The organism is Phyllobacterium sp. MT110 (assembly GCF_058792715.1).
Genome location: NZ_JBXAFE010000001.1, coordinates 1,942,709 through 1,968,915, shown reverse-complemented (window position 1 = coordinate 1,968,915; position 26,207 = coordinate 1,942,709). Strand labels below are relative to the sequence as shown.

The following is a 26,207-nucleotide window of genomic DNA, read 5'->3' as shown; positions in this document are numbered from 1 at the left end:
ATGCCTACCGAAGTCATCCTGCCCAAGGTCGACATGGATATGGAGACCGGTCAGATCTCGCGCTGGTACGCCAAGGAAGGCGACAGCATTTCCAAGGGCCAGCTGCTGTTCGAAATCGAGACCGACAAGGCCGCCATGGAAGTGGATGCGCCGGCCTCCGGCATCCTGCGTGACGTCAAGGCCGCGGAAGGCGCCGTCGTGCCCGTTGGCCAGTGCGTCGCGTGGATTTATGCGGAAGGCGAAACCTATGCCGCACCGGCAAGCCAGCCGGATGTCGTGGAGACCGCCATCTCCAGCGCGCCGCTGGATGCCGCCATTGCCTCGCCGGTTGCCGCGGTTGCGGAAACCCTGCCTGTCGCAGCGGCTGCCGTAGCGGATGGTGTCCGCGCGACGCCATTGGCGCGGCGGATCGCAAGGGAAAGCGGGATCGACCTTACGTCCGTTGCGGGCTCCGGTCCCAAGGGCCGGATTCAGCGCAGGGATGTCGAAGCCAATGTTCCGCAGGCGCGGCCGGCGGCGGCTCAACCGGCTGTTGCTGTTCCCGTGCAGGCCAGGACCGGTGACGCGCCGCTGCATGCGGTCTGGTTGCGGCAGGGCAACGATGCGGCGCTCGCGCCGCTGGTGCTGATCCACGGCTTCGGTTCCGATCTCAACAGCTGGCGGCCGATGCTGGCCGGGACAACGCTGGATAGCCCGATCCTGGCCATTGATCTGCCGGGGCATGGCGAATCACCGCGCGACATTCCGGCGGACATTGATTCCATTGCCGCGCTGGTGGAGCGGACGATTGCCGCCCATCATGCGGGGCCGGTCGTGGTGGCGGCGCATTCCTTCGGCGCGGCGATTGCGGCGAAGGTCGCGGCGCGCGGCAACCTCGATATCCGCGCCCTGACGCTGATCGCGCCAGCCGGACTCGGTCCTGAAATCAACGGGGCGTTCCTGCAGGGGTTCGTCCGCGCAAGGGCCGAAGCCAGTCTCGTCGCCTGGATGAAACTGCTGGTGCAGGACGAGAGCCTCCTCACCAAGTCCTTCGTCAAGGCAACGCTTGCCCAGTCGCAGGACGAGGGGTTGCGCGCGGCGCAAACGCTGGTGGCCGACCGCTTCTTTGCCGATGGCACGCAGGTCTTCGATATCCGCAGAAACCTTGCCGGGTTGGCCATGCCGGTCCGGGTGATCGTCGGGGCGGCGGACCGGATCATTCCGGCGGCCCATGCCGCAGGCCTGCCCGGCGAGATCGCTGTCCATGTCTTTGCCGGGACGGGGCACATGCCGCAGCTGGAGCAACGGGAAAAGGTCGTGCGGATCCTGCGGGAAATCAGCCGGTCGGCGGGGTAGTCGCGGTCAGGCGGCTGCCGCCCTTCGACGCGACGAGGGCGCGCTGGATGGCGCTGCGGGCGGATGCCAGGTTGGGCATGACCCAGTTTGGCTCCGCACCGAGGAACTTGTCGAGAAAGGCCACGGCGTAGCCCGGCATTTCCGTGACATTTTCCTTGTAGGACCACCAGGTCCGCAGGTCGTTGGCGCAGCTGGCGATTTGCGGCGCCGTGCCGAATTCCTGTTCGTAGATGGCGGCAATCGTGCCGACGCAGAAGTTGGTGTAGAGAAACCCTTCCGGCCAGAAGGCGATGATATCGGCCATTTCGGTGGCATCGGCATTGGTCTGCGGCGTATGCCCCTGGACCTTGGCGGGCGCCTCGGTGATGAGTTCCTTCAGCACCAGACCGGCGGCGAAGATGATGAAGTCCTTGCGGTCGATGCGGGCGAAGGATTTCTGCTGCTCGACGGTTTCGATCCAGTTGAGGAAAGCGGCGGTCAGCTTCGTTTCGTCAATGACAAAGCGATAGCCATAATGCTCGGCAATCAGCGCGACATTCTTGCGAAAGGCCATGCGGAACCAACGCAGCCGCCGCAGGCGGTGGCGCAGGTCGGGCGTATTCACCAGCTCATCGCGAAACAGAAAATCCATGCCGTATCTCTCTGATCAGTTCCATCAATGTCTTACGCTTCAATGCACAGGAAGCCAAGTTTTCAATGATACAGGAAATCATACATATTGACATTGCAAAAAACAAATGTTCTATATTTTTCCGTTCCGGCATAGCATATGTTTATGACTGGACAATGGGAGGTTGAAGACATGGCGATGTGGCAATGGGGATTGCTTGCCCTTGGAGTTCTCTGGGCTTTGCAGTCGCTGGGCGTCTGGTACCAGATGCGCCATTATGGCGATGTGATGAAGGGAATTACGTCGAAATACAATGACGGATATGTCGGTGCAGGCAATGTGCGCGGACGTTTCGGCAAAGGCGTCATCGCTCTCGTGGTGGTGACGCCGGATCTCGTGGTGCAGCGCTTCCTGGTGATGCGCGGCCGTTCGGTTTTCGCGAAGTTTGCGCGGCGGACCGAATTCGAGGGAATCACGCTGAACGCCCTGCGCGCCGATCCGCTCCTATCCGGCGTGGAAGACCCGGCCCTGGCCAAGGCGGCGGAGCGCGCCATCGAGCAGATCGATCGTGCGCGCGCCGAGCCGAAGCGGCCGGGCCTGGCAGGAATCAAGACAGTCAACGCATAGGGGCAAGCCCGGGGGTGGCCGTACCCAAGCAAATGGCCGATAAGGAGGAGGGAACATGTCAATTCTAACAATGTTGGCACAGCACGCCGACGTCACCATGCACCATCTGTCGGTGGCAGGGTCGATGGTCTCGGATGCTGCGCTGCACGGCAAACAGGCTATCCACCACGCGGGCAATGACCTCGTGGTTCTGGCGCAATCCAGCGGCGATATTTCCGTCGAGGAATTCAAGAACAAGCTGCAGAACGTGCAGAAGGAAGAGCAGCTCGGCTGGCTCACCAGCGCCGGTAAATATTTTATCGGTATTTTCCAGAAGGGCGGCGAAGTCTTTGCCGGTTTCGTCACCGGTATCATCCCGACGCTCGTCGTGCTGATGACCGCCTTCTACGCGCTGACCGAACTGGTCGGCGAAGAGCGTGTCCATGGCATCGCGCGCGGCGCGGGCCGTATCGCCCTGACCCGTTACACGGTGCTGCCATTGCTCTCCGTGTTCTTCCTGACCAATCCGATGGCCTATACGTTCGGCTCGTTCCTCGAGGAAAAGCACAAGCCGGCGTTCTATGACGCTGCCGTGTCCTATGTGCATCCGCCGCTCGGCCTGTTCCCGCATATCAATCCCGGCGAGTATTTCGTCTGGGGCGGCATTCTGGTGGCCCTGCTCGAACTGGAAAAGAAGGGTCTTGTTCCCGCCGGTTATCACATCCGGGTGGCGATCTGGTACGCCATTGTCGGTCTCGTGGTCATCCTCCTCAAAGGCATGCTGACCGAGCGCATCACCGCCATCATGGCGCGGCGCCAGGGCATCGAGCTTTAAGTCAGGGGTGGGGAGAAAAACAATGTCGAAGACCTATAAACCAGTCAAAATATCCAAGGGCTCCAACGGTTGGGGCGGCCCGCTGACCATCCAGCTGACACCGCAGCGCAACAAGGTTGTGTCCGTCACGGGCGGCGGGATTCATCCCGTGGCGCGCCGGATCGCCGAACTCACCGGCGGTGAAGCCGTCGATGGCTTCAAGTCGCCGCCGGTCGAAGGCGAAATGGGCGTTGTCGTCGTCGATTGCGGTGGTACCGCACGCTGCGGCGTCTATCCGCGCAAGCGCATTCCAACCGTCAATCTGACGCCTGTCGGCCAGTCCGGCCCGCTGGCCCAGTTCATCACCGAGGACATCTATGTCTCCGGCGTCAAGGAAGCCAATATCGAGCTTGCCGACGGATCGCAGGAAGCCACGGTGGCGGGGGCCGCTGCCACGCCGACACCGGCCGAAATGGCCGCTGCCATGTCCAGCCGCACGGATACGGCATCGGACAACGGCGAAGGCGGCCTGATCGGGCTGATCAGTTCGGTTGGCCGGGTCATGGGCCGCGTCGTCGGCATTTTCTTCAATGCCGGCCGCCGCACGATCGATCAGGTCATCCGCAACGTCCTGCCGTTCATGGCCTTCGTGACCATGCTCATCGGCTTCATCCTCTACACGGGGATCGGCGATGTGCTGGCCCAGCCGATGGGTCCGCTTGCCAACAACATCGTCGGCCTTCTGATCATCTCGGCCATTTGCGGCCTGCCGTTCCTGTCCCCCATCCTGGGACCGGGCGCGGTGATTGCGCAGGTCATCGGCGTGGCCATCATCGGCCCGCAGATCGCCAATGGCACGATTTCGCCCGCAATGGCCCTGCCTGCGCTGTTTGCCTACAACACGCAGGTTGGTTGTGATTTCGTGCCGGTCGGACTGGCGCTGGGTGAAGCCAAGCCCAAGACGATCGAGATCGGTGTCCCGGCGGTTCTGATCAGCCGCCAGATCATGGGTCCCGTCTCGGTGCTGATCGCCTGGGTTGTCAGCCTGATCGTATTCTAAATCCGATTAACAAGAAGAGGTTCGCCATCATGTCAGTTCTTTTGAAAACACGGGTAACAGCCGTGGGTCCCGAGGTGGCGGACCTCGCAGAGGGAGGCGTTGTCATCCTGTTTGCCGATGGCGCGCCGCCGGAACTTGCCGAGGTTTCGATCCTGCATCTGGTCGACGGCACGCCGTCGGAAGCAACGCCGCCGGTCGGTTCGGTGATCCGCATCGGCGATCTCTCGGCCAAGATAACCGGCATCGGCGACTATGCCTGGCAGAAAGTCCGGGACATCGGCCATGTTGTCATCACATTCAACGGGTCCGATCATGTTGACCGTCCCGGTGAAATCTGTGCATCGGAAGTGGATACCGGCGAACTGGTTTCAACCCTCAAGGTGGGTGCGACCATCACCATCGGATAGGGTTCAGGACTGACAGGCCGAAACAGAACGAAATACCAAAGAGAGTAAAGCATGGAACGCTCGACGATTGTGCGGGTGCATGACGGATTGCATGCGCGGCCAGCCACCCGGTTTGTCAAACTCGCCAAGAGTTTCGAATCGGATATCGAGCTGGTCAAGGATGACAGGTCGGTCAGCGCCAAGAGTTCGGTCAAACTCATGCTGCTGGGCGTTAAGGAAAACGAGGAAATCACCGTCCGCGCAACCGGTGCCGATGCCATCGAAGCCATCGAGGCGCTGATCGGCTACCTCGAAAACCCGCATGCGGGGATCGAAGATGACGGCGCGGTCCAGCCGCCGAAGCCGGATGCCGGGAAGCCCGCCGCGAACAGGCCTGCGCATGGTCCTGCCGCCGATGGTGCCCTGCGCGGTGTCGCTGCAAGCGAAGGCGTGGCCGTCGGCCCCGTCTACGGGTTTTTTCCCGCAGAGATCAAGCATGAGAACCGCCCGCTGGCGGCCAATGCCATCGCCGACGAGGTTTTGCGCCTGAAGCAGGCCATCGCCACCGTGCAGAAGCGCATGGACGCCTCGCTGTCGGAAGCCGGATTGGCGGACAGTGACCGCGGTATTGTCGCGGCGCTGAAGGATATCGCCAATGACGACGAACTGACCGGCGGGGCGATTGCCATCGTCGAAGGCGGGATCGATGCGGTTTCGGCAGTGATCGGGGCGACATCGAAGATCGCCTCCGATTTCGCCACCATGGACGATCCCTATCTCAACGCCCGCGCCGACGATGTGAATGCGGTCGGGCGGCAGATATGCCTGGCCCTGCTGGGGCAGGAAGACGTCAACCTTGACACCATCGCCGAGGGTTCGATCCTGGTTGCCGAGGATATCGGCGCCTGGGATCTCGCCCGCGCGCCGTTGAAGCGCATCGCCGGGGTGATCTGCGGCCATGGCGGCGCCACCTCGCATGTCGCCATCATCGCCCGTGCCCATGGCATTCCCGCCGTGCTTGGCCTTGGCCGCGCCGTGCTCGATTTGAAGGATGCCAGGACCGTTGCGCTCGACGGCGACAGCGGCGCGGTTTTCGCCGATCCGGATACGGCCGTTGCCGATCGTTTTCAGGCGGCCATTGCCAAGGCTGAAGCGGAAAAGCGCGCGCTGACCGCCTATAAGGACGTTACGCCCCGGCGCGCCGACGGCACGGTCATCGACATTGCCGCCAATATCGGTTCGCTCGAGGAAATCGATGCGGCGAAGGAAGCGGGCGCCATGGGCGTCGGCCTGTTCCGCACCGAACTCCTGTTCATGCGGCATATCCACCTGCCGTCGGAAGATCTGCAGGCGGAAACCTATTCCAGCCTCGCCAAGGCCTTTGCGCCGCACACGGTGATCGTGCGGACGCTCGACATCGGCGGCGACAAGCCGATCGCCGGGGTCGACTTTCCCGATGAGGAAAACCCGTTCCTCGGCTGGCGCGGCATCCGCATGTGCCTGGACCGGCCGGATATCTTCAAGCCGCAGCTGCGGGCGCTGCTGCGCGCGGCTGTCCACGGCAACATCAAGGTGATGCTGCCGATGATTTCGGGTGTCGGCGAGGTGCAGGCAACGAAGGCGCTGATCGAGGAGTGCGCCGGGGAACTGGCCGCCGCAGGCACGCCATTTGCGCATTTCGATCTCGGTGTGATGATCGAGACACCGGCCGCCGTGCTGACTGCCCCGGCACTCGCCAGGGAAGTGGCGTTCTTTTCCATCGGCACCAACGACCTGACGCAGTACATCATGGCCGCCGACCGGCTCAACCCGACGGTGGCCAAGCTGAACGACGTGACCCACCCCGCTGTCATGGCCGCCATTGAACTGACGGCAAAAGCCGGGGTCGATGCGGGCATCATGGTCGGGATGTGCGGTGAAGCCGCCGGACGCCCGGACCTGATCCCGGCTTTCATCGCCATGGGCCTGACCGAGCTGAGCATGAGCCCGTCATCGATCCAGCGCGCCAAGAAATGCGTTCTGGACGGCTCTAAAAACGCTTAAGGCAGGACCGGAATCAGGAAGGCGAAAAGACCGGACAGCGCATCCGTCCGGTTTTTGCCCTGCGTGGCCTCGATGAGGCTGGTGTGGCGGGCTTTCAGTGCCAGCAGCGCACTCTCCACCAGCTTTTCGTCGCCCGGCTCTTCATTGTCGCTGTAGCTGGCAAGGCCGATGGCAAGCGCAATGGCGGAGAAGCACAGGAACCGGGTCGCCATGTCCGGGCCGTTGTCACCAGGCATATGCGGCGGCAGCGGCTGGGCCTGGTGGCTGGACTGCAGTTCAAAGGTCAGGACCGCGCAGGCGTCCGATATCTCGGTCAAGCCGTTCGTGCGGGTTGCCGCCTTGATGCGGTCGGCATGCCGGCGAATCATGATCGCATGGACGGAGGCAAAGGTCGCCTCGTGAACCACCGGGTTTTCGCTGCCGAGAACGGTAAAAATACGTTTCGCCAGATAATAGACATCGCGGCGGAACAAGGCTTCGCCCTTGGCGCTGTCGGCGGGAAAATAGGCATGCAGGCTGCGCGCCTCGATGGTGGCCGAATGGGCCTTCGGGTCCTGCGACACCAGCGAAATCGAGATTTTTTCGGCCACGGTCAGCGCCTTGTCGACGACGCGGGCGGCATGACCCAGCAAAGCTTCCGGACCTTCAGGGGCGGCCGTCCTGATCTTGTCGCTGCGGCTGGCCCGGATCATGTGCCGGACATCGCGCAACCGGTCCTTGAGGCCGACGACGATCTCGTTTGAAATATCCCTGATCATGTGGCAGACCTCGACTTGCAAAGTGGATAATGCTTTGTATCTGCTTTTGGTGACTTGCTAAACAATATTCTGCCGGAGTGTACTGTGCACGGCGTTGTTTTGTCAGCACACAAATCTGGCACCGGCAGGAAACGGATACGAGCAATAGGGGGTGTAAAGTGACCGATCGACGCAAGCGGGCGACTAGCGCGCCGAACACTCCGAAAAAGGCACCCCTGGATATCGGGCAGCCCGATACGAAAATCAGCCGCATGCGCATGCGCGCCGCCTGGATGTATTACATCGAGCAGATGACCCAGAACGAGATTGCCGAAGTGCTCGGCGTCGGCCGCGTGACCATCGTGCGCATGCTGGCCGAGGCGCGCGCCCGCAACGAGGTCAAGATCGGCATCCAGGGCTATCTGTCGGACCTGATTGCGCTGGAGCGGCAGGTCGAACAGCAGTTCGGGCTGGAGAAGGTGATCATCGCCCCGTTGTCGCAGGCCGACAACGATCCGATACCGGCCATCAGTGCCGCCACCGGCGATTATCTGTCGGGCGTGGTGGCCAACGGCATGCGCATCGGCGTCGGCTGGGGGCGTACCCTGCTCAGCACGCTGTCCTATCTGGAAGCGCGCGCGCTTGACGATTTTACCGTGATTTCGCTGCTTGGCGGCATCAGCCAGCCGCGCCGCTTCAACCCGGCGGAATTCGCCTGGCAGTTCGCCCAGCTGTTTCAGGGCAACGGCTATCTCATTCCGGCCCCGGCGCTGGTGGACAGCGTCGAGACCCGAACGGCGCTGATCGAGCGCTGCGGCCTGAAGAGCGTGTTCGAGATGGCCGAGGATCTCGACCTCGTGCTGCTCAGCGTCGGCGCCATCGAAACGGCATCCAGCACGCCCTACCGCATCGGCTTCCTCAATGAGGAACACCAGTCATCCCTGGCCGAACGCGGCGCGGTCGGCGATATCCTGTTCCACTTCTACGACCAGCAGGGGCGCCTCGTCGATCACCCGATTCATGATCTCGTCATGTCGGTGGGCATCGAGACCCTGCAGAAGGTTCCGGTGCGCGTTTTGACATCCGGCGGCAAGGAAAAGATCAACGCCCTGCTTGGCGCGATGAAACTGATCCGCCCGACGGTTTTCATCACCGACGAGGAAAGCGCGCGCCAGCTGCTGGTGCTGGCCGGGCAGGAGCAGCGCTGACCCGTCCGCGCAAGCGCATGAAAATCCACAGGAGTTGTGGATTTTCAGCCCGAAATTGCCCTATCGGGCGATGAGATCAAATCGGGCATTGCATTCGTGATTTTTCCCGCTATTGATCGCGGGGAAGACGGGCGGCAGCCTTAGGGTTTGCCGCTTTCAGGTGGGGCCTGTAGCTCAATTGGTTAGAGCCGGCGGCTCATAACCGCTTGGTTGGGGGTTCGAGTCCCTCCGGGCCCACCATTCTCTTTAAAGTCAAAGACTTAACCCTTGGATTGCGCTGGTGGGACATCCAAGGGAGACATTAGTTGTTAAATCCAGCCTATCTTGTGAAGTCGCGTAACGGCATTTTCTACGTGCGATGGCCTATACCCACTCAACTGCATCCACAGAACAAACAATCCACTCTCAAGCTGTCCCTACGTACCCGCGATCCACGAAAAGCATTGCGCTTGTCCCGTTCTCTAAGCCAGATAGGCGACCAGCTGAACGATCATGGAATTGTACACGGAATGCGGTACGGCGAAATACGGACTTTGCTTACGGATCACTTCCGCGAGCTATTGGAGCAGAGCCAAAACGAGATCGATGCGAAGGGTCGCCTCACGGAGGTGGATCGGCAGGTTCTCAAGAGCAGCATCATGGTCGCAAAGCATGGCCTGAAAACAGATACGCCGCTCTCTCTCGTGAAATCGGACGACGACTTGCTGGAACGGTTTATCGATAAGTACCGGCTGCCAATACAGAAAGGCAGTGATGAATACGGATGGCTAAAGCAGGAAATCAAACCATCCTACCGTGATTTTATCAAAGCGGTTTTGGACTACGACAAATCCCTTGACCGGTACAACTTTCAGTCGGGTTCGAAACAAACGATCACAACACTCGATAAAACTGACAGGTCAAAGGGCATGAGCATTGCCGACCTTGCAGGCAGCTACAGTAGGGAAAAGCAGATCGGCAAGAACTGGGTTCCCAAAACCGAAATGGAGAAGTCAGAGCACATCGAACTCCTGAAAGAGGTACTGGGTTTCGATACAGACGTACGCAGTCTCACTGCTAGGGAAGCAAAGCGGGTGAAGGACACGCTGCTTGCATATCCTAAGAACAGATCGAAGAACCCTTTGACGAGAACCAAACCACTTGCCGAAGTTCTAGTGTTGCCGGGCGTGGAAACGATACAGGTTCCCACCATTAACAAGTACTTGCAAACCTACAGCGACATGTTCGAGTGGGCGAAGCGGAACAGCCATATAGATGCAAACTTGTTCTCTGGTCTTACGATCCGCCAGAACAAGAAACGCGGGCAGAACGAGCGCACCGACTTTTCTGACGAGCAAATCAATATCATTCTAAATACGGTTGTCGGGAACGAAAAGGGTCTTATCAAAAAGGACTACCAGAAATGGGGGCCTCTTATTGGTATCTACACCGGTGCAAGGCTTAATGAGATCGCACAGATACATTTGGCGGATATTCGCCAAGAGGACGGCATCTGGTGTTTTGATCTTAATGAGGACGATGAGGGCAAGCATCTGAAGACAGCAGCGGCTACACGCTTGGTACCCATACATGCGCGGCTCATCCAAATGGGCTTAATTGACCACGTAGAAGTGATGCGCAGACGCGGACAACAGAAACTATTTCCAGATTTTACGTATTCGAAACAGAACGGATGGGGCCGCAATCTTGGTCGTTGGTTCAACGAAAAACTGCTTCCAGAACTTGGCATCAAAAGCAAGGAACTGGTTTTTCACAGCCTCCGGCACACAGTCGTAACACGGTTGATGCATGCATATGTTGAGGAGCCGATCGTGAAGGCGCTTGTCGGTCACCAACAGCAAGGTGTTACTCAGCAGCACTATTTCAAGGGTTATACGATCACGCAGTTGAACGACGCATTGCAAAAGCTGGACTTCAGTCCTGAACTTGTTGCAGCCGCTCAATAATGGCGTGGACGTCTAGATCAATGATACGGGCTATCGTCAGCAGCTCAAGCACATCAACACGCCGTTGGCCGCTTTCGATATTGGCAATAAAAGGCTGATGCCTTCCGAGAGTTTTGGCTACTTGCGCCTGAGACAGACCTTTGGCACGGCGTTGCTGAGCAATTGCCGCTACCAGAAGTTGATGACGTTTTGAGTGCAGAGTTTTCGACATGCCTAGTTGACTGTTTCCTCAACAGTGCGGTAATCCAAAAATCAGATTATCCAAAAATCGGATGTTTCGGGTATGTCGCAATACGAGGATGGGAAGCGTGGAACTGTTACTATTGGGGGGGCTGATGTTCGCTGGCTACAAGGCATTCCGTTATGTTGCGATCAGAATGGGAACCGAGGCAGTCCGGGCTTATGTCTATCGCGAACTACTGAACCAAGGAACATTGCAGGGCTAGGCCCTCTACACAACGCGCACTACAAGGTGAAAAGGTGACGCATTCAAGGCAGAAGCCAGAGAGGTTCGGTTCTAATGGAATGGTATACCGTAATATTCTTACTGTTTGTCGCATGGAAGTTCTATACGAACATCTGGCCGGACATTAGGTGACTGAACTGTTCTGTGCCGAAGCTTGCGAACTTGATGGCAAGCCCAAGGTTCAGGCTGGCAAGGGGGTGCACACCATCTTACTAACCTCCCGCACGGGCCCTATTACAAACTAAGCGTACAGAATATCAATTATATCAATGTGTTATCAAATTCTAAGTGAAGGCTAAAATTCCTATATTTGACCGCTGACGAGGATTTGGCTGCCTAGGTACGTTTTGCCACCCCATACCCAGTTTGCTCGCCAGCGGTCTTCTGTGGCTGAATGCGGGGTGTAGTGCAAGTAAGCCCGCGAGTATTTTCTAAACTCGGAGATGAGGTGCACTAATATTGACCGATAGTGCTTTAGCTAGGCTGATGAAGTAGTCCGTTTGTCAGTTGTAATGTGTCATTCCTGTACGCTATTTCTGCACAAATCTTCTGTGTTGTTGTATGGTGTATGAAAAACACAATAGATGCAGGCATACCGGGAATTTAATGATTGCTTATTGATCTTGTAACTATATCCGTATTCTACATCCGTAGTTTGTGTTGAAATGTAGCAATCCGTAACCGATGGTCTGATGCAAGAGCCATATAGCTATCTATAGAACTACCGGATGTTATCTGGCATGAGATAGCTTATGTCATGTTCAGTATCATAATATAGCTGATGATGACATTGTCTTTATGTGTATGTTTCTTATATAATAATGATATTATAATTATGTATTTTTACGTATATATTATATATCTGTGTGTAATATACGTATGTATTATTGGTATTTAGTAATCTTAAGGTAATTTTGTATCGATAGCATTACGGTATCTTGATTATTATCTTATAACAGATACGGCAGGGTTTCATATTTCCTAGTAGGGTCCGAAAGGCCCAATTATCGGCTCAAAGGAACGCCGCAAGGAATAGCAACCGGTTAGCTATTGAAACATATCGGTAGCTATTCGGGTGGGCGACCGGCCTTTCGGTCAAGAAGCTTTTGAACGGTAGCTTTAGAGAAGCCAATGTTTTCGGCTATACGTCTGATGCTTTGGCCGTCATCGCGCAGTTGTAGCGCGCGTTGGTAAACTTCGTCCGTAACGAGCTTTGGCCGTCCTCCGGTCCTGCCTTCTGCTTTGGCCCGAGCTATTCCTTCCATCTGCCGTTCCCGTCGGATATCGGTTTCAAACTCGGCAATGAGGGCAAGTATCCCCATAACGAGCTTACCTGTTCGACTGCTGGTATCAATGGCACTGTCATCCAATACCTTGAAGGCAACCCCTTTGGCTGTAAGCTCAGTAACAATCTTGTAGAGATCGGCTGTCGAGCGGGCTAGGCGATCAAGCTTGGTAACAAGCAGTGTGTCTCCATCTCTGACGTAGCGCAGGCATTCACCTAGCGCTGGTCTGTCCCCATCAAGGCCGGATCGCTTCTCGGTAAATATCTTTGTTGCGCCTGCCTCAGTTAGTCGGTCCACCTGTCCAGAATAGTCCTGCTGACCTGTTGAAACTCTAGCGTAACCAACCACTGCGCCCATTGTATGTACTCTTTTATTTATAGGATATATGTACTCACAGTTAGTGTACGCGTAGTGTACAGTCAAGAGGCGTGTGCTAAAAAGGTATACCTTTGTGTACGGAGACCGTACCCCGGCCCCTATTACCTTTGCGATTGCGAGCTAAGAAGTCCGGCATGCCGCATTCGTTTTAAACCCTATGCCGAACACAGCACACGGCAACGGCGCCATGGTATGGGGGGAAGCTGTGTCCTGTTGCGCTTAAATACCCTCGCACAAAAATTTTCCAATTCTTACGCTTGAATGTCCACTCAACGCTCAATCGCCGAGCTTCACGGCTGGGCCGTGGCATGCAATAGCAATAATGACCAAGGCTAAACAAGTCGGGCGATGATAATTGGGGGGATGAGTGTTTCAAGCTCTTAGACATTCTGTCTTGACGTGGTTGGGAGTTTTCGGTGGCGCTTTGACGCTACTGTCAAATCTTCAGGGAATTTTAGATCTAGCTAAGTGGGCCAATTGGCTCACCGTGAAGTGGAGCGAGTTTGCAACACCGGTCGTATCGGAATTGATAGGGCTTTTCGGTATCCGAGTTACGTCGTCAGCAACAGCGATGATAGCAATGGCGATATTTGTAAGCGCGATCGCCATCGGCGCGAGGATAGAAAACGAGTTCAGACAAAATGTTTACGAGGAATGGCCAATTCGCTGGAGCAATATCATTAACAAGCGGGTGCTTTTGGCATTTGTCCTTTATGTCTCAGAAGTAATTCTGGTAGTTCTTGCCTTCTCTACGCCAATGATAGCTAGCATAGCCATACGTTTTCCATACGCGTTTATCCTTCTCGGTTTTGCAATGTACTGCGGGGCCATTGTGGTTGGTCTACGAGGATGGCCGTTGTGGTGTTCCCTTGTCGTAGCAATATGCATGGTAGTATTCAGCTACATATTTGGATATTCGGTGCGCTCGCCAGAGCTAGCCGATGTATCGGAGACAGCATCAGTGGTGGTCGCCAGTGCATTTGCGGTTACCTGCGGCTTGATTGTGGTGGTCGTAGCCCCTCCTTTAGCCTTCACCAAGCGAGTAATTTTCATGGTGGTGGGAGTGCTACTCGTCATAGCCTTGAGCGAGCTAAGCCAATTGGGGCTGACCGCAACACTTTAATCACATCTTCAACCGTCGCGACTGGCAACAGAAACTCTCCCATCATACGTAGCGACATTACGTAGGAGGTTTGTAATGAGCTCACAGGGCCCGTGCCGCTCGCTCAAAAAGCAAGATCGGTGAAAGTTTTGGGCTGTATACGTATCCAGTTCGACCGTTGGAGGTCGGAGGGTTTTCTTGATGGCATGAACATGTAATCTATTCGTCGCGGCGCGTGGTTTCCGTACAATAGTCAAGGATCGTATCTGCAATGATATTCAATAAGCCAGACGTAACAGCCTTGCTCAATGAAAGTGATGTTGAGCAGAAGTTGCTGTACCCTTTGCTAATAGCGGACACTCCGGCAGGGCTTGGGTACGATCCGGCTGATATTCATACGAAAACAAATCTTCGAAAATTTGTTGTCGGTAAAGGGTCAGATCAGAAAAGCTACTTTCCCGACTACATCATTTCGCGAGGTGGGTTGCCTATAGTTGTTGTGGAAGCGAAAACACCAGGAGCCGACCTTAACGAAGCGTTTCGGGAAGCGCGTCTTTACGCCGCTGAACTCAACGCTCAATTCGCAACGGGCCTTCAGCCGGTGAACAAAGTAATCGCTACAGATGGCCGTTTTTTGTACGCAGGCTCTGCAGATCACGCTCAACCAAAATTCATCATTCCACACTCTTCAATAGACGTATACAACGGTGAGTTCTCGAGCTTCTCCGCTGAGTTTAATGCTTCTGCTGCGGATGCAACATTCTCAATTCTAATGCCGCGCATCCGCCCTAAGCGTTTCTGGAAGCCGCGTAAGCTCGTCGGAGGAGTTGCATTTCAACGAGAAGAAGTCGGAATGAACTCTTTTGGAGCAACGATTTCGGCTGATTTTTCAAATATATTTAACCCGCTCACCCTCGAAGATCGCAATTTTATCGCGAAGAATGGCTATATCTCCTCTAAGCGGCGGGAGCGATATGTTGAGCCAATCGACAGAGTTATTCGCGCCTCTACGCCTGTATCAGAAACGAGATCGAAAACGCTAGAAGATACAGCGTCACCATCTGAGATCGTAAAAGTGCTGCGTGGCCCTAGGCAACTCGAACATCAGGTGATGCTTATTGTTGGTAGCGCAGGGGCGGGTAAAACAAGCTTTATTGATCATCTGCGCGAAACGGCACTTCCTTCTGATATCAAGAAGAAAACCCTGTGGCTGCATATCGATATGAACCCCGCACCGATATCGCGGGCAGAAATATATGACTGGCTGCGGGGGCAAATTATTGAAAAGTGCAAACAATCCGAACCAAGCACAGACTTCGATGAACTCGACACGCTGAAGGTTGTCCACGCTGTACAGATACTGCAGTACAGAAAAGGAACTGGAAGGTTGTATGAGAGTAACAAAGATGTATGGAATACAAAACTTGGAGAGCACCTTGAGACGACGCTCAAAGACAAGCATATCGTAGCGCAAAACCATGCAAATTACTGCTCATCAAACAGAGGTAAGTTGCTTATAATTGTCTTAGACAATTGCGACAAGCGACTTCGTGACGAGCAACTACTGATGTTTGAAGCTGCGCAATGGATACAAAGAGAGTTTAAAGGGCTTGTTGTCCTGCCTCTACGGGAGGAAACTTACGATAATCATCACAGCGAGCCTCCGCTTGATACAGCTTTGAAAGACCTTGTGTTTCGCATTGAGCCTCCATTGTTTCAGAAAATACTACAGAGCCGAGTGCAGTTAGCAATCAAAGCAGCAGGGTCAGAGGGAAAGAAGACCCTACGCTATGAACTGCCCAATGGAATGCATGTGGACTATCCTGCATCTGATCAGGGGTACTACTTATCCTCTATTCTTCGATCTGTTTTTGAGCACGACATGCACGTCCGAAGACTTATCGTTGGTCTTGCGGGGCGCAACATGCGACGAGCGATGGAAATTTTCTTAGAGTTTTGCAACAGTGGGCATATCGGCGAAGACCACATACTGAAAATGGTTCAAAGCAAAGGGCAATACGTACTGCCTCTTAGCCTAGTGACGACTGTGCTCCTCCGCACAAACCTTCGCTTCTACGATAGTGACCGCGCATATCTGAAAAACCTTTATGCCGCGAGCGAGCTTGATGAAAGGCCTTCATATTTCACGAGGCTTCTGATTTTGAAATGGCTCGATGAGAAGTCCAACACATTCGGACCGCAACGATTGAAGGGCTATGTTCACGTACGACAGATGCGTGCAGAGCTATCCCGCTATGGGGTCGAGCAGGAAGTTTTTTTCCGTGAGCTTGAGAGCCTTGCTCGCGGCTTCTGCGTCTTGTCTGAAGACTTCAGAACCACAGAGTTGACAGACGACGACCTCGTATCACTTGCCCCTGCTGGCCGTGTACACCTTCAAATAAGTGCTGATACTTACTACTTGGCCGCTGTATCGGAGGACACTTGGTTTCAGGACCAAGCTTTGGCAGTGGCGATATCGGAGCGGATCAAAGACGGTTCGCAGCATTATCTTCCACGAACAGTGCTGCTCAATGCACGTGCCTGCCTAGGTGAGTTGTCTAAGGTAAGAGAAAAGGACGCTAGTGCTTACCGAGCCGTGTTTGATGATAATAGGTTTGAACATTTAACCGATCTTGCGAAAGCGACGTCGTCACTGAATGCATTTGAACGATCTCTCGTGTCTGGGCCATGGGCAGGTGCAGACCACAGATACCCTGCTGGTTCATCGCACGAAGGCCGCATTGTAAATCGAACCAACTACGGCATATTCGTTGATCTAGAGCAGGGTGTAACGGGCTTGATCCATTCATCAAATATTGAAGGGAACCATCTCAAACTGCCTGAGTTCAATGTCGGTAACAGTGTGAAGGTTACAGTTTTGGATATTGATCACATCGGTAAACGTATGGGCTTAACGATACAAAGGTCAGAGGACGGACCGCGACGGTAGGGAACCGGTGGATTGTGTTTTAGCGATCCCTAGTTTACTTAACCGACATTCAGGTGGGGCATGATGTTCCACCATCCAGTCAAATCAAGCTTGGGGCTGGGCTTTGACTAGCGTGGTGGACGCTCCCTCCGGGCCCACCATTCTTCCAAATCATGCAACAAAATCAATATGTTGATGCTGCCGCGCGCTTCGATTGGCCTGGCGGTTGGCCATCACTCTTTGTTGCAGTCATGATTTTGGCCGGCATCGCTGCTATCATGGCCCGGGCCGGGCTTTGACGGCAACGAGGAGGCGCTGGCGGAATGGTGCAAATATTGGAAGAAAGCTGGATTCTGATTATTGTCATTCTGGCCGCCGTTCTGACGACGGGTCTGGTCTTGACGGTGAAGAAACTGGAACGCGACGATAGGCGCTGGCCGCGCAAAGGCCCGGATAAATAGAGCGCAGCAATCGCCGCCCGGATCGCAAGCGCCTCTCTGCCCTTCGGGTGGAGGCGCTTCGATAGGCCGGCCGGGCAATGGCGCAATCAGCTTCCGGTCTGGGCCCGAAAATGCGCAACCAGGGCGTTGGCGTGCCCGTGCCCCATATTGTGCTGGGTTTTCAGGACGGCGACCATTGCCATATGTTTCTGATCCGGCACGCCTGCCAAAACCGTCAACCAGTGGTCGATGGGTTTGCCATAGATCTTTTCGATGGATGGAACGTAGGACGCGGGCCCTTTTACCGTGTTGTCTCCAGTCATCACGTGATCTCCCTGTTCGCCTGTCATGGATATAGCCACAGGACGAATGGCATGGCCACGTTCCGACACTGTTGCAAACTTTTTGTGCCATTCCCGCCGCGTTCAATCAATGACGCGTGCCTTGAACAACGGCAAATGTGCGTTAGAACTGAAGACGTCAGGAGAAACGCCGGCTATTGCGTTCGGATCAAACCCGGAATGGACTGAATTGAACCTGCTATCGACCCGTTCCCGCATGTGAAAGGCAGAAGAATCCGCCATGAGCACAGCCAGGGATGCCCGTTTCTGGGACCGGACGTCGCGCAAATATGCCAGGGGTGCGATTGCTGACCCGGCCGGCTATGCGCGCACGCTGGAGCAGACCCGCGCGCTGTTGGCACCGCACGACCGGGTGCTCGAACTCGGCTGCGGAACGGGAACAACGGCGCTCCGGCTGGCGGGCGATGTGCAAAGCTATCTTGCCGTGGATATCTCCGCGGGCATGATCGCCATTGCCGGCGAGAAACAGACCGCCGGCCCTGCCATCCCGGCGCTTGCCTTCCGCACGGCGACCGCCGAGGATTTGGTGCCCGGCGTGGAGGAATTCGACGCGATCCTCGGATTCAACTATCTGCATCTGGTCCGCGATCTGCCCGGTACGCTGCGCCGCATCCATGCCCTGCTTGCAGCGGAGGGCCTGTTCATTTCCAAGACACCCTGCGTCGGTGAGATGAATCCGCTCATCCGGCTTGCCTTGTTGCCCGCAATGCGTGCGTTGCGGCTGGCACCCTATGCGGGCGTGTTCCGCGCGGCGGAGCTGGGTGAGCTCATATCTGCCGCGGGCTTCGACATTCTCGCCGCCGAAAACCACGCAACGGGAGGCAACGACAACCGGCCCTATATCGTAGCGCGCAAGAGATGACGGTAATCTCCGCCAAACGCCAAAAAACGGCGGGCTTGCGGCCCACCGTTCCAAGGTAATGACGTGACTGGAGATCTCATCATCGAGACCCGGACATGCAGTCCTTCTACATGGCCAGGTACAATTGATAAATGCTTTTTGGGCCGTGGCCGTATAACCCGGGGGCGAGCCCCCGGGGATCTCTCCAAATCCCAGCGGATTAGAAGTTGCGCTGGAAGCGGATCATGCCGCCGAATGCATCGTCTTTGACGTTGCCGTTTGCAAGCTTACGATCGCCATCAAACTTCGTGTAGTTGATTTCTGGTGTGATCGTGAAGCCTGGAACGAGTTCGTAAGCGACGTTCAAAGCACCAGCAATCGTGCCGTCGCCTTCATAGGCGAGCTGTGCGTTGACAGTTGCCTTGTCCGTGACTTTGGCGGACAAACCACCCCAGATGGCGTAATCGCCATACCAGGTGCCGAAGTAGTTATCGAGCTTGCCATTGTAGTCAGACTGGTAAGCAGCCATGACGAAGGCAGAAACAGTGTCGGTGAACTTGACGTCCAAACGACCTTTGATGCCCCATTCTTCAACCTTGGAATCGTAGCCGGCAATACCGGAAATCGCACCCCAAGCCTGTTCATATTTTGCACCGGCCAAAACGTGCGGCATGTAATCGTCGATGACGTATGTGCCGTCGCCCTGTTCAGCAGCAATAATAGCGGAGAAGCCATTGCCAGCCTTATAGGTATAGCTCACCTGATTGGTCTGATCGGAGTTGTAGTTGATCACGTCGTCGTTCATGACGTTACCAGCATAGCCGACGAATGAACCAAAGATCTCATCCGTGGTACCGATGCGGAAACCGCCAAGTTCGATATAGGCGTGCGGAATGGACGCGCCTTTGTTCACGCCGTTATCGTAATTGAACTGTGTTTCAATGTACGAACGCAGGGTGCCCAATTCAGTTTCCGAACGGGCATCGAAGCGGACGACAGCGCGTGCGCGCTTGAAATAGGTGCCGTCGCCGTTAAGATCGCTGCCCTGATTGACGTGACCGCCGGAGTACACGTTATCGCCGCCCTTGGCGTCGTAACGGACATAGCCGCCGATCTTCAGGCAGGTCTCGGTGCCTGGAATGTAGAAGAAGCCTTTGCCGTATGCATCGCAAACGCGAACATATTCGACAGCTTCCGGCTCGGCGACAACAACTGCGTCAGCAGCGCGGGCGCCGGATACTGCAACGAGAGCTGCAGCTGAGCCCAGTAGAATACTTCTGATAGTCATATTGGTCCCCCAAAAGGTCTTGATTGACCTATACTGCTTAGTGCAGTTTTACCGAGGACAGCAACTGCCAACTCCAAGTTGTATAACGGTTGGACTCGCGTCGTTGCAATTATGTCACAAATTTGACGTCAATTCATAGGTTGCAACATTAAACCATTGTAAAATAAATGGAAATAATTGGTTGTATTTGGCGATTCCGTCAAAACCATCGCTTATCACCGATATATCTGACCGAATCACGATATATTCGGTTTCATATTACAACTTATAATGGCGTATAAAACTAAGAATATACTTTGTCATGGTATTTTACCCGGTATAAATTCCGGAAATGCTTGAGGAGTGAGGCTTTGCGGTTTGGCTTGTGGCCTTTCCGGACAATTCTGGTTTCTTCTTGCTACTCAGTCCTCGCCGCACTGCCATCCCCGCAAGAGATCGAATGGTTCCAGGCCGTCCCAGCCTTGCGGCATCCTCGTCTCCGGCTTGCGCCCGCCAAGGCTGCGCAGGGCGGAATAACCGCTGAGATCAAGCAATCGTTGCCACAACCGGGGAGCAGCAGAAGGTGTGAAGGCCGCTTCACTCCCGGTCAATTTGAGTTCGCGCTGGTCAGGCATCGGCATTCTCCCGGATTGTGCCATACGTTCTATGGCAATCGCCATAGAACGTAGCACTAGACCGATCGCCATACAACATGCATAATACGGCCCATGCCACGTCCATCAGATGCAAAGACCCGCTTTATCGATACTGCCGTCGTCCTGTTCCAGGCGCACGGCTATCACGGTGTGGGATTGACCGAGATCATCGCCAAGGCAAAGGCGCCGAAGGGATCCTTCTATTTCCACTTTCCCGGCGGCAAGGAAGAACTGGCCGAGCACGCGGTGCGCAGTGCCGGCGGTTACATCATTCACGTCCTGAACAAGAGTTTTCGCGATGCGCCGACGTTCCGGGCCGGGGCGGAACTGATGATCGCGCGTCTCTACGATTCATTCGAGGCCTCCGGCTGGACCCTTGGCTGTCCCATCACAAGCGTGCTTCTGGATACCACGCCAAAATCCGAGCGGTTGTCGCTGGCGATCAAGGAGGTGATGGAAGGCTGGATCAGCAGTTTCGCCGAACAGATCGCGCGGTTTCACCCTGACAAGGACGCGCGGGCATTCGCCATGAAAATTCTGGTGTCGCTGGAAGGTGCCTGGATACTGGCGCGGATGCTGCGCTCACGCGAGCCGTTTGACCAGGTGATGAACGTCATTGCCTTGAACGAGGAATAGCGTCCGGTTGGCCGTTCTAGGCCACCGTCACGCTCACCCCGGCCGAACGATAGGCCGCCATGGTTTCGTCCCGTGTGCCGCGTTCGATGATCAATCCCTGAACGCCGTTCAGCGGCACCACCACGTAAGGCGATGCGGCTCCCAGTTTTTCGGAGGAGGCGAGAACGATGGTTTCCGCCGCATGGCGGGATAGTGCCCGCTTGATGACAGCTTCTTCGGAATCGCCTGTCGTCAGGCCGATTTCCGGGTGAATGCCGGTGACGCCCATGAAATAGATGTCCGCACGGAATCGGGCGATGGATTCGATGGCCGATGCACCCACGGCGACGACAGAATGCTTGAACAGCCGCCCGCCGATCATCTCCACCGTCATGCCGGGATGCGCAACGAGCTCGACGGCGATGCTGGGGCTATGGGTGACGATGGTTGCCTCGAGCCCCGGCGGCAAATGGCGGACGAGCTGCACGGCCGTCGTGCCGCCGTCGACAAACACCACCTGTCCGGGCCGGATCATGGCTGCCGCGGCGCGGCCGATGGCTTTCTTTCCATCGGTGGCAATGGCCTGGCGTCCCGAAAAGTCGGCAAGGGCAGGCGAGGCGGGCAGAGCGCCGCCATGCACCCTCTGCAGCAGTCCCTCCGCCGCCAGCTCGCGCAAATCCCGGCGGATCGTATCTTCCGACAGGTTGAGTTGCTCGCTCAGGGTCTTGGCGACGACCTGTCCTGTATCCTTCAGAACCGCGAGAATATGCGCCTTGCGCTGTTGCGTCAGCATGTGGTCCTCAAAATATTGCACGATATTTCTTGACTCTGCACGAAGTTGCACGTTTTATCAAGTTAATCCTATCCCATGGTGGTGCCCAATGACCAAGCTTGCCGACCGTGTCCGTGTCCGGACCGTGAAAATTCTTGCCGATGACTGGTTCGTGCTGAAAAAGACGACATTCGATTATCTGCGCCGCGACGGCACCTGGCAGACGCAGAACCGGGAAACCTATGATCGCGGCAATGGCGCGGTGATCCTGCTCTATGACAGGGCGCGGCGCACGGTCATCCTGACGCGCCAGTTCCGCTACCCCGCCTTCGTCAATGGCTGCAGCGAGCTGTTGATCGAGGCACCCGCCGGGCTGCTCGACAATATCTCGCCGGAGGAGCGCATCCGCAAGGAAGCGGAGGAGGAGACCGGCTATCGCGTGCAGCATGTGCGCAAAGTCTTCGAAGCCTTCATGAGTCCGGGATCGGTGACCGAAAAGCTCTATTTCTTTATCGGGGAATACGCTTCGTCGGACCAGGTTTCGGATGGCGGCGGCGAAGCAGCCGAGGGCGAGGATATCGATGTCCTCGAACTGCCCTTTGCCCAGGCGCTGGCCATGATCGGCAGCGGCGCCATTCAGGACGGCAAGACAATCATGCTGCTGCAGCACGCCGCCCTGCACATTTTCGCTTGATCCTCACAAAACACACGGAGAAGAACATGCTTATTCTGATCGCCGGGCCATACCGGTCCGGAACCAATGACGATGCCGGCAAGATGGCTGACAATCTCAAGCGGCTGGAGGAGGTGTCCTGGCCGCTGTTTCAGGCCGGACATCTGCCGATGATCGGCGAATGGGTGGCCTTGCCCGTATGGCATGCGGCGGGCGGCAAGACGATCGGCGATGCGCTCTACGACCAGATATTCCATCCGGCTGCCGGGCGGCTGATCGCGCTGTGCGATGCGATCCTGCGCCTGCCCGGCGATTCAAAGGGGGCGGACAATGATGTCCGCCTTGCCAATGAGCGGGGTATCCCGGTCTATTACCGGCTGGAGGACGTGCCGGGCTGCGGGGCTTTGGCGGCCCCGCATTGATTTTCATGTGGCGGGCACCAGCACGGCGCGCTTTTCCGTGGTGAAATAGAGAAGCGCCAGCACCGGAAGGGCAAAGCCGATCCAGGAGGTCAGCCACCAGCCGCCATGGGCAAAGGCCCAGCCGCCGACGGCCGAACCGATGGCGCCGCCGGCAAAGAACGTCGCCATGTAAAGCCCGTTCAGGCGGTTGCGGTATTCCGGTCCGAGCGAGAAGATCGCCCGCTGTCCCAGCACGAGATTGGTGGTGACGCCAAAGTCGAGCAGGATGGCGGCTGCCGTGAGCAGGCCGAGCGCCAGTGTCGAGCCATGCGGCGCCAGATGCGTCATCAGAAACGATGCCGATACCAGCAGCAAGGCAAAGATCGTTGCCGGGCGCGTCAGGCCGCGATCGGCCCAGCGTCCGGCAATGGGGGCCGCAATGGCGCCGGCAACCCCGGCGAGCGCAAACAGGGCAATGCCACCCTGCGACAGGCCGAACTCCGGTCCGGCCAGCAGCAGCGGTGTCGTGGTCCAGAACACGCTGAAGGCTCCGAACATGCAGGCCTGATACAGCGCGCGGCGTTGCAGGATCGGCGTTGTCACCGCCAGACGGCCCATGGACGACAGCAGGTGGCGGTAGGCGAGTTTCGAGGCGGGAACCCGCTTCGGCAGGGCCAATGCCAGCACGATCATCAGGACGATCATCGCGGCGGAGGAAAGGTAGAACACCACGTGCCACGAGGAAAACTGCGCGATGAAGCTGGAGGCGGGGCGCGCCAGCATGATGCCCAACATCAGGCCGCTGACGACATTGCCGACAACCTTGCCGCGTGCGGCTTCCGGAGCCATGTGGGCGGCATAGGGGACGAGGATCTGTACGGCGACCGAGCCGAGCCCGATAAACAGGGCGGCGGCGAGGAACGGCAGGGGATGGGTGACCAGTCCGGCAGCGAGCAGCGCGGCGGCACCGGCGAAAATGACGGTCAGGATCAGGCCGCGGTTTTCGAAGAGATCGCCCAGCGGCACGATCAGCAGCAGGCCAAGGCCGTAGCCGATCTGCGTCAGCGTGACGATGAGGCCGGCGGCTGCCGGCGACATGCCAAGTTCCGCGCTGATGGGCCCGGCCAGCGGCTGGCCGTAATAGAGATTGGCGGCAATCAGCCCGCAGGCGGTCGCCAGCAGCAGGGTCAGCCACGGGGAAATGGCCGGATGATCAGACGGGGTGTCTGAATGGGGGGAGGACATGGGTAACTCCTTGGGAGGGAATTGAGCGTTTATTGATGGATGCGATCAGGTCAGGGTCTTCATGGCCACGGTCACGGCGGCCATCATTTCTTCGCGTGTACGGCCGGTTTTTCCGACAACGCGCATGCCCTGGACCAGACAGAGCAGCAGCCGCGCCGTCGCCTTGCCATCGACATGCGCGGGCACCGAGCCGTCATTCCGGCCCAGCTCGATCAGGTCCCGCAGCACGGCTTCATTGCTATCCATGGCAGCCGCGACTTTTTTCGCGACCTCCGGATCGAAGGTTGCCAACTCGCTGGCGCAACTGACGACAAGGCAGCCCAATTTCCCCGTCTGGCCATGCGAGACATCGGCATAGAGGGTCAAGGCGTCGCGGATGCGTTCATAGCCCGTCTTGTCCGTATCGACGACGGCGCGCAGCTTGCCGCTGCGCACGGTCCGGTACCGGTCAAAGGCGGCCAGAAACACGCCGCGCTTGTCCTTGAACGCCTTGTAGACGCTGCCTGAAGCCAATTGCATGGCGTCGGTCAGATTGCCGATCGAGGTGGCGTGGTAGCCGCGTTCGCTGAAGACGCGCAAAGCCTTGTCGAGCGCTTCGTTCATATCGAATTCGCGGGGGCGGCCACGGCCGCGCATGGTGTCTGATGCTGTGGTTTCGGTCATGCCCCAATATAGGGAAAGATCATTCCCTAAATCAAGTAATATCTCGACCATGCTGCCCTACCGTCTATTGCGTGCGCGCCTTGGCCACATCCGCGGGGGTAATGGCCGATTGCTTGCCACCGAAATGACCCAGCACGTAGTTGCTGAGCGCGGCGATCTCGACATCCGAATAGGCATTGGCGAAGGCCGGCATGGACTGCCTGCCTTGCGGCGTGGTCATATGTGCGCCCTTGAGGATAACCTGGATCAGGTTGGTACCGTCGGGATCGTTGACGGTCCGGCTGCCTTTCAGCGCGGCATAGGGTGTTTGCAGACCCTCGCCGTTCCAACCATGACAGCTGGCGCAGGCGCCCTGGAAAAGCTTGAGCCCAAGCCCATCCTGCGCGTCCGCAGCGGGGGCATAGGCGGTGGATGCGGTGAGAGCAGCGGGTTCCGCTTCGACCACAGCCTTGTCGGTGGACGTCTGCGGCGGTACCGATTTCACATAGGTGACGATGGCCTTGATGTCTTCCGGCGTCAGATGGCGCAGGCTGAAGTCGACGGCTTCCCCCATGCTGCCGGTGGCGGCGCCGCGCCCCTCCGCATGGCCTTTCGAGAGGTAGTCGAAAAGCTGCTGGTCGCTCCAGCCGCCGATGCCGGTGCGCTTGTCCGAGCTGATATTGTAGGCTTTCCAGCCCTGCAGTTCGGCCCCGGCGAATTTTCTGCCATTATCGACGGCGTAAAACACGTTGCGCGGGGTGTGGCACTCGCCGCAATGGGCCATGGCTTCGACCAGATAGGCGCCGCGATTCCATTCAGCTGTCTGTACCGGGTCAGGCTGCAGCGGGCCGCTCGGCACGAAAAGCAGGTTCCAGAAGCGCATGACATAGCGCTGGTTGAAGGGGAAACCCAGTTCGTTCTTCGGCGCGTCGGCCTTGATCGGCGGCAGGCTGAAGAGATAGGCTTTGATCGCCAGTGCATCTTCCGTCGTCATCTGGGCATAGGCGGCATAGGAAAAGGCGGGGTAGAGATTCTGCCCGTCCTTGTCGATGCCCTGATGCAGGGCGCGCACGAATTCCGCATCGCTCCAATTGCCGATGCCGGTATCCTTGTCCGCCGTGATGTTGGGCGAATAGATCGTGCCGAACGGCAGTTTGAAGGCGAGCCCTCCGGCATAGGGCTTGCCGCCGGCGGTGGTGTGGCAGGCAACGCAATCGGCGGCGCGGGTGAGATATTCGCCGCGATCGATCAGCGCCTGTCCTGTCGGCAGCTTCGCTTGTGCCGCGGAAACATCCGGCAAGGAGGCCGGCTTGAACAGGAAGATCGCGACGCCTGCCGCAATGACAACCACGGCGGCGAGCAGGAGGAGGCCGAGTCTTTTCATGAT

26 protein-coding genes and 1 tRNA gene are annotated in these 26,207 nt (G+C 57.0%); 16 read left to right on the top strand and 11 right to left on the bottom strand.

Features of this window, described 5'->3' with window-relative positions; all coding sequences use genetic code 11:
• The gene (locus tag AC1Q5O_RS09995; protein ID WP_492562690.1) at positions 1-1,335 is read left to right on the top strand and encodes an acetoin dehydrogenase dihydrolipoyllysine-residue acetyltransferase subunit; all 1,335 of its coding nucleotides are present in this window, start codon (positions 1-3) and stop codon (positions 1,333-1,335) included.
• Here the strand turns inward: AC1Q5O_RS09995 and AC1Q5O_RS09990 are convergent.
• On the bottom strand, positions 1,316-1,966 hold the full coding sequence (locus AC1Q5O_RS09990; RefSeq protein WP_288194650.1) for a hypothetical protein: 651 nt from the start codon (positions 1,964-1,966) through the stop codon (positions 1,316-1,318). The genes AC1Q5O_RS09995 and AC1Q5O_RS09990 overlap by 20 nt on opposite strands.
• 171 nt (positions 1,967-2,137) lie before the next feature.
• On the opposite strand from AC1Q5O_RS09990, the gene AC1Q5O_RS09985 reads away from it, so the two are divergent.
• From AC1Q5O_RS09985 to ptsP, 5 genes are read left to right on the top strand one after another with little or no spacing between them, the layout of a single operon-like run.
• Positions 2,138-2,572 carry a transcriptional regulator GutM gene (locus AC1Q5O_RS09985; RefSeq protein ID WP_223612649.1) on the top strand — a complete coding sequence of 145 codons (435 nt, stop codon included), beginning with the start codon at positions 2,138-2,140 and terminating at the stop codon, positions 2,570-2,572.
• A gap of 55 nt (positions 2,573-2,627) precedes the next feature.
• On the top strand, positions 2,628-3,386 hold the full coding sequence (gene srlA, locus AC1Q5O_RS09980; protein WP_223612650.1) for a PTS glucitol/sorbitol transporter subunit IIC: 759 nt from the start codon (positions 2,628-2,630) through the stop codon (positions 3,384-3,386).
• Between the two features lie 22 nt (positions 3,387-3,408).
• Positions 3,409-4,425, top strand: coding sequence for a PTS glucitol/sorbitol transporter subunit IIB (gene srlE / locus AC1Q5O_RS09975; RefSeq protein WP_223612651.1), 1,017 nt, complete (start codon positions 3,409-3,411; stop codon positions 4,423-4,425).
• A 29-nt stretch (positions 4,426-4,454) separates the two neighbouring features.
• Positions 4,455-4,832: a PTS glucitol/sorbitol transporter subunit IIA gene (locus AC1Q5O_RS09970; protein WP_464661293.1), complete on the top strand. Its 378-nt coding sequence runs from the start codon at positions 4,455-4,457 to the stop codon at positions 4,830-4,832.
• A 51-nt stretch (positions 4,833-4,883) separates the two neighbouring features.
• Positions 4,884-6,854, top strand: a complete 1,971-nt coding sequence (gene ptsP / locus AC1Q5O_RS09965) for a phosphoenolpyruvate--protein phosphotransferase (RefSeq protein WP_492562687.1) — start codon at positions 4,884-4,886, stop codon at positions 6,852-6,854.
• Here the strand turns inward: ptsP and AC1Q5O_RS09960 are convergent.
• Complete coding sequence (locus AC1Q5O_RS09960; protein WP_472460698.1) at positions 6,851-7,612, bottom strand: hypothetical protein; 762 nt, start codon at positions 7,610-7,612, stop codon at positions 6,851-6,853. The genes ptsP and AC1Q5O_RS09960 overlap by 4 nt on opposite strands.
• Before the next feature lie 158 nt (positions 7,613-7,770).
• Here AC1Q5O_RS09960 and AC1Q5O_RS09955 point away from each other — a divergent pair, with 158 nt between their 5' ends.
• The 3 genes from AC1Q5O_RS09955 to AC1Q5O_RS09945 all read left to right on the top strand — a co-directional run bounded on the left by AC1Q5O_RS09955 (position 7,771) and on the right by AC1Q5O_RS09945 (position 10,745).
• On the top strand, positions 7,771-8,799 hold the full coding sequence (locus AC1Q5O_RS09955) for a sugar-binding transcriptional regulator (protein WP_463012064.1): 1,029 nt from the start codon (positions 7,771-7,773) through the stop codon (positions 8,797-8,799).
• A gap of 163 nt (positions 8,800-8,962) precedes the next feature.
• Positions 8,963-9,039: transfer RNA gene (locus tag AC1Q5O_RS09950), tRNA-Ile, on the top strand.
• A gap of 65 nt (positions 9,040-9,104) precedes the next feature.
• The gene (locus tag AC1Q5O_RS09945) at positions 9,105-10,745 is read left to right on the top strand and encodes a tyrosine-type recombinase/integrase (RefSeq protein ID WP_492562684.1); all 1,641 of its coding nucleotides are present in this window, start codon (positions 9,105-9,107) and stop codon (positions 10,743-10,745) included.
• Here AC1Q5O_RS09945 and AC1Q5O_RS09940 read toward each other — a convergent pair.
• Positions 10,714-10,956: a helix-turn-helix domain-containing protein gene (locus AC1Q5O_RS09940; protein WP_492562682.1), complete on the bottom strand. Its 243-nt coding sequence runs from the start codon at positions 10,954-10,956 to the stop codon at positions 10,714-10,716. The two genes, AC1Q5O_RS09945 and AC1Q5O_RS09940, sit on opposite strands and share 32 nt — an antisense overlap.
• 1,322 nt (positions 10,957-12,278) lie before the next feature.
• A complete protein-coding gene (locus AC1Q5O_RS09935; RefSeq protein ID WP_492562680.1) occupies positions 12,279-12,854 on the bottom strand; it encodes a recombinase family protein in 576 nt (191 codons plus the stop codon).
• 445 nt (positions 12,855-13,299) lie between these two features.
• On the opposite strand from AC1Q5O_RS09935, the gene AC1Q5O_RS09930 reads away from it, so the two are divergent.
• The 3 genes from AC1Q5O_RS09930 to AC1Q5O_RS09920 all read left to right on the top strand — a co-directional run bounded on the left by AC1Q5O_RS09930 (position 13,300) and on the right by AC1Q5O_RS09920 (position 17,367).
• The gene (locus tag AC1Q5O_RS09930; RefSeq protein ID WP_492562679.1) at positions 13,300-13,998 is read left to right on the top strand and encodes a hypothetical protein; all 699 of its coding nucleotides are present in this window, start codon (positions 13,300-13,302) and stop codon (positions 13,996-13,998) included.
• A 250-nt stretch (positions 13,999-14,248) separates the two neighbouring features.
• Positions 14,249-16,927: a S1 RNA-binding domain-containing protein gene (locus AC1Q5O_RS09925; RefSeq protein ID WP_492562677.1), complete on the top strand. Its 2,679-nt coding sequence runs from the start codon at positions 14,249-14,251 to the stop codon at positions 16,925-16,927.
• 302 nt (positions 16,928-17,229) lie between these two features.
• The gene (locus AC1Q5O_RS09920) at positions 17,230-17,367 is read left to right on the top strand and encodes a hypothetical protein (RefSeq protein ID WP_492562676.1); all 138 of its coding nucleotides are present in this window, start codon (positions 17,230-17,232) and stop codon (positions 17,365-17,367) included.
• Positions 17,368-17,453: 86 nt separating this feature from the next.
• Here the strand turns inward: AC1Q5O_RS09920 and AC1Q5O_RS09915 are convergent, their stop codons facing one another.
• Positions 17,454-17,669 carry a DUF4287 domain-containing protein gene (locus AC1Q5O_RS09915; protein ID WP_492562674.1) on the bottom strand — a complete coding sequence of 72 codons (216 nt, stop codon included), beginning with the start codon at positions 17,667-17,669 and terminating at the stop codon, positions 17,454-17,456.
• A gap of 259 nt (positions 17,670-17,928) precedes the next feature.
• Between AC1Q5O_RS09915 and AC1Q5O_RS09910 the strand changes: the two genes are divergently transcribed.
• Positions 17,929-18,570 (top strand): class I SAM-dependent methyltransferase, encoded by a 642-nt coding sequence (locus tag AC1Q5O_RS09910; protein WP_492562672.1) that lies wholly within the window; start codon positions 17,929-17,931, stop codon positions 18,568-18,570.
• 199 nt (positions 18,571-18,769) lie between these two features.
• Here the strand turns inward: AC1Q5O_RS09910 and AC1Q5O_RS09905 are convergent, their stop codons facing one another.
• The gene (locus tag AC1Q5O_RS09905) at positions 18,770-19,837 is read right to left on the bottom strand and encodes a porin (protein ID WP_492562671.1); all 1,068 of its coding nucleotides are present in this window, start codon (positions 19,835-19,837) and stop codon (positions 18,770-18,772) included.
• A 401-nt stretch (positions 19,838-20,238) separates the two neighbouring features.
• Positions 20,239-20,451, bottom strand: coding sequence for a hypothetical protein (locus AC1Q5O_RS09900; protein ID WP_492562669.1), 213 nt, complete (start codon positions 20,449-20,451; stop codon positions 20,239-20,241).
• Between the two features lie 93 nt (positions 20,452-20,544).
• Between AC1Q5O_RS09900 and AC1Q5O_RS09895 the strand changes: the two genes are divergently transcribed.
• Positions 20,545-21,108, top strand: coding sequence for a TetR/AcrR family transcriptional regulator (locus AC1Q5O_RS09895; protein WP_492562667.1), 564 nt, complete (start codon positions 20,545-20,547; stop codon positions 21,106-21,108).
• A gap of 16 nt (positions 21,109-21,124) precedes the next feature.
• Here AC1Q5O_RS09895 and AC1Q5O_RS09890 read toward each other — a convergent pair whose 3' ends face one another.
• Entirely contained in the window at positions 21,125-21,880 is a 756-nt protein-coding gene (locus AC1Q5O_RS09890) for a DeoR/GlpR family DNA-binding transcription regulator (protein WP_492562665.1), read from the bottom strand.
• Positions 21,881-21,968: 88 nt separating this feature from the next.
• On the opposite strand from AC1Q5O_RS09890, the gene AC1Q5O_RS09885 reads away from it, so the two are divergent.
• Together AC1Q5O_RS09885 and AC1Q5O_RS09880 are read left to right on the top strand one after the other, a co-directional pair.
• On the top strand, positions 21,969-22,553 hold the full coding sequence (locus AC1Q5O_RS09885) for an NUDIX domain-containing protein (RefSeq protein WP_492562663.1): 585 nt from the start codon (positions 21,969-21,971) through the stop codon (positions 22,551-22,553).
• Between the two features lie 26 nt (positions 22,554-22,579).
• Positions 22,580-22,954, top strand: a complete 375-nt coding sequence (locus AC1Q5O_RS09880) for a DUF4406 domain-containing protein (protein ID WP_223612663.1) — start codon at positions 22,580-22,582, stop codon at positions 22,952-22,954.
• Positions 22,955-22,957: 3 nt separating this feature from the next.
• Here the strand turns inward: AC1Q5O_RS09880 and AC1Q5O_RS09875 are convergent, their stop codons facing one another.
• From AC1Q5O_RS09875 to AC1Q5O_RS09865, 3 genes are all read right to left on the bottom strand, one after another.
• A complete protein-coding gene (locus AC1Q5O_RS09875; protein WP_492562660.1) occupies positions 22,958-24,178 on the bottom strand; it encodes an MFS transporter in 1,221 nt (406 codons plus the stop codon).
• A gap of 45 nt (positions 24,179-24,223) precedes the next feature.
• Positions 24,224-24,841: a TetR/AcrR family transcriptional regulator gene (locus AC1Q5O_RS09870; RefSeq protein WP_492562658.1), complete on the bottom strand. Its 618-nt coding sequence runs from the start codon at positions 24,839-24,841 to the stop codon at positions 24,224-24,226.
• Positions 24,842-24,905: 64 nt separating this feature from the next.
• Positions 24,906-26,204, bottom strand: a complete 1,299-nt coding sequence (locus AC1Q5O_RS09865; protein ID WP_492562656.1) for a c-type cytochrome — start codon at positions 26,202-26,204, stop codon at positions 24,906-24,908.
• Positions 26,205-26,207 lie beyond the last annotated feature (3 nt).

Bases quoted from the DNA above. Each gene is read 5' to 3' on its own strand.
- AC1Q5O_RS09995 (WP_492562690.1), top strand. From the start codon at position 1: ATGCCTACCGAAGTCATCCTGCCCAAGGTCGACATGGATATGGAGACC.
- AC1Q5O_RS09990 (WP_288194650.1), bottom strand. From the start codon at position 1,966: ATGGATTTTCTGTTTCGCGATGAGCTGGTGAATACGCCCGACCTGCGC.
- AC1Q5O_RS09985 (WP_223612649.1), top strand. From the start codon at position 2,138: ATGGCGATGTGGCAATGGGGATTGCTTGCCCTTGGAGTTCTCTGGGCT.
- srlA (WP_223612650.1), top strand. From the start codon at position 2,628: ATGTCAATTCTAACAATGTTGGCACAGCACGCCGACGTCACCATGCAC.
- srlE (WP_223612651.1), top strand. From the start codon at position 3,409: ATGTCGAAGACCTATAAACCAGTCAAAATATCCAAGGGCTCCAACGGT.
- AC1Q5O_RS09970 (WP_464661293.1), top strand. From the start codon at position 4,455: ATGTCAGTTCTTTTGAAAACACGGGTAACAGCCGTGGGTCCCGAGGTG.
- ptsP (WP_492562687.1), top strand. From the start codon at position 4,884: ATGGAACGCTCGACGATTGTGCGGGTGCATGACGGATTGCATGCGCGG.
- AC1Q5O_RS09960 (WP_472460698.1), bottom strand. From the start codon at position 7,612: ATGATCAGGGATATTTCAAACGAGATCGTCGTCGGCCTCAAGGACCGG.
- AC1Q5O_RS09940 (WP_492562682.1), bottom strand. From the start codon at position 10,956: ATGTCGAAAACTCTGCACTCAAAACGTCATCAACTTCTGGTAGCGGCA.
- AC1Q5O_RS09935 (WP_492562680.1), bottom strand. From the start codon at position 12,854: ATGGGCGCAGTGGTTGGTTACGCTAGAGTTTCAACAGGTCAGCAGGAC.
- AC1Q5O_RS09925 (WP_492562677.1), top strand. From the start codon at position 14,249: ATGATATTCAATAAGCCAGACGTAACAGCCTTGCTCAATGAAAGTGAT.
- AC1Q5O_RS09920 (WP_492562676.1), top strand. From the start codon at position 17,230: ATGGTGCAAATATTGGAAGAAAGCTGGATTCTGATTATTGTCATTCTG.
- AC1Q5O_RS09915 (WP_492562674.1), bottom strand. From the start codon at position 17,669: ATGACTGGAGACAACACGGTAAAAGGGCCCGCGTCCTACGTTCCATCC.
- AC1Q5O_RS09910 (WP_492562672.1), top strand. From the start codon at position 17,929: ATGAGCACAGCCAGGGATGCCCGTTTCTGGGACCGGACGTCGCGCAAA.
- AC1Q5O_RS09905 (WP_492562671.1), bottom strand. From the start codon at position 19,837: ATGACTATCAGAAGTATTCTACTGGGCTCAGCTGCAGCTCTCGTTGCA.
- AC1Q5O_RS09900 (WP_492562669.1), bottom strand. From the start codon at position 20,451: ATGCCTGACCAGCGCGAACTCAAATTGACCGGGAGTGAAGCGGCCTTC.
- AC1Q5O_RS09895 (WP_492562667.1), top strand. From the start codon at position 20,545: ATGCCACGTCCATCAGATGCAAAGACCCGCTTTATCGATACTGCCGTC.
- AC1Q5O_RS09890 (WP_492562665.1), bottom strand. From the start codon at position 21,880: ATGCTGACGCAACAGCGCAAGGCGCATATTCTCGCGGTTCTGAAGGAT.
- AC1Q5O_RS09885 (WP_492562663.1), top strand. From the start codon at position 21,969: ATGACCAAGCTTGCCGACCGTGTCCGTGTCCGGACCGTGAAAATTCTT.
- AC1Q5O_RS09880 (WP_223612663.1), top strand. From the start codon at position 22,580: ATGCTTATTCTGATCGCCGGGCCATACCGGTCCGGAACCAATGACGAT.
- AC1Q5O_RS09875 (WP_492562660.1), bottom strand. From the start codon at position 24,178: ATGTCCTCCCCCCATTCAGACACCCCGTCTGATCATCCGGCCATTTCC.
- AC1Q5O_RS09870 (WP_492562658.1), bottom strand. From the start codon at position 24,841: ATGACCGAAACCACAGCATCAGACACCATGCGCGGCCGTGGCCGCCCC.
- AC1Q5O_RS09865 (WP_492562656.1), bottom strand. From the start codon at position 26,204: ATGAAAAGACTCGGCCTCCTCCTGCTCGCCGCCGTGGTTGTCATTGCG.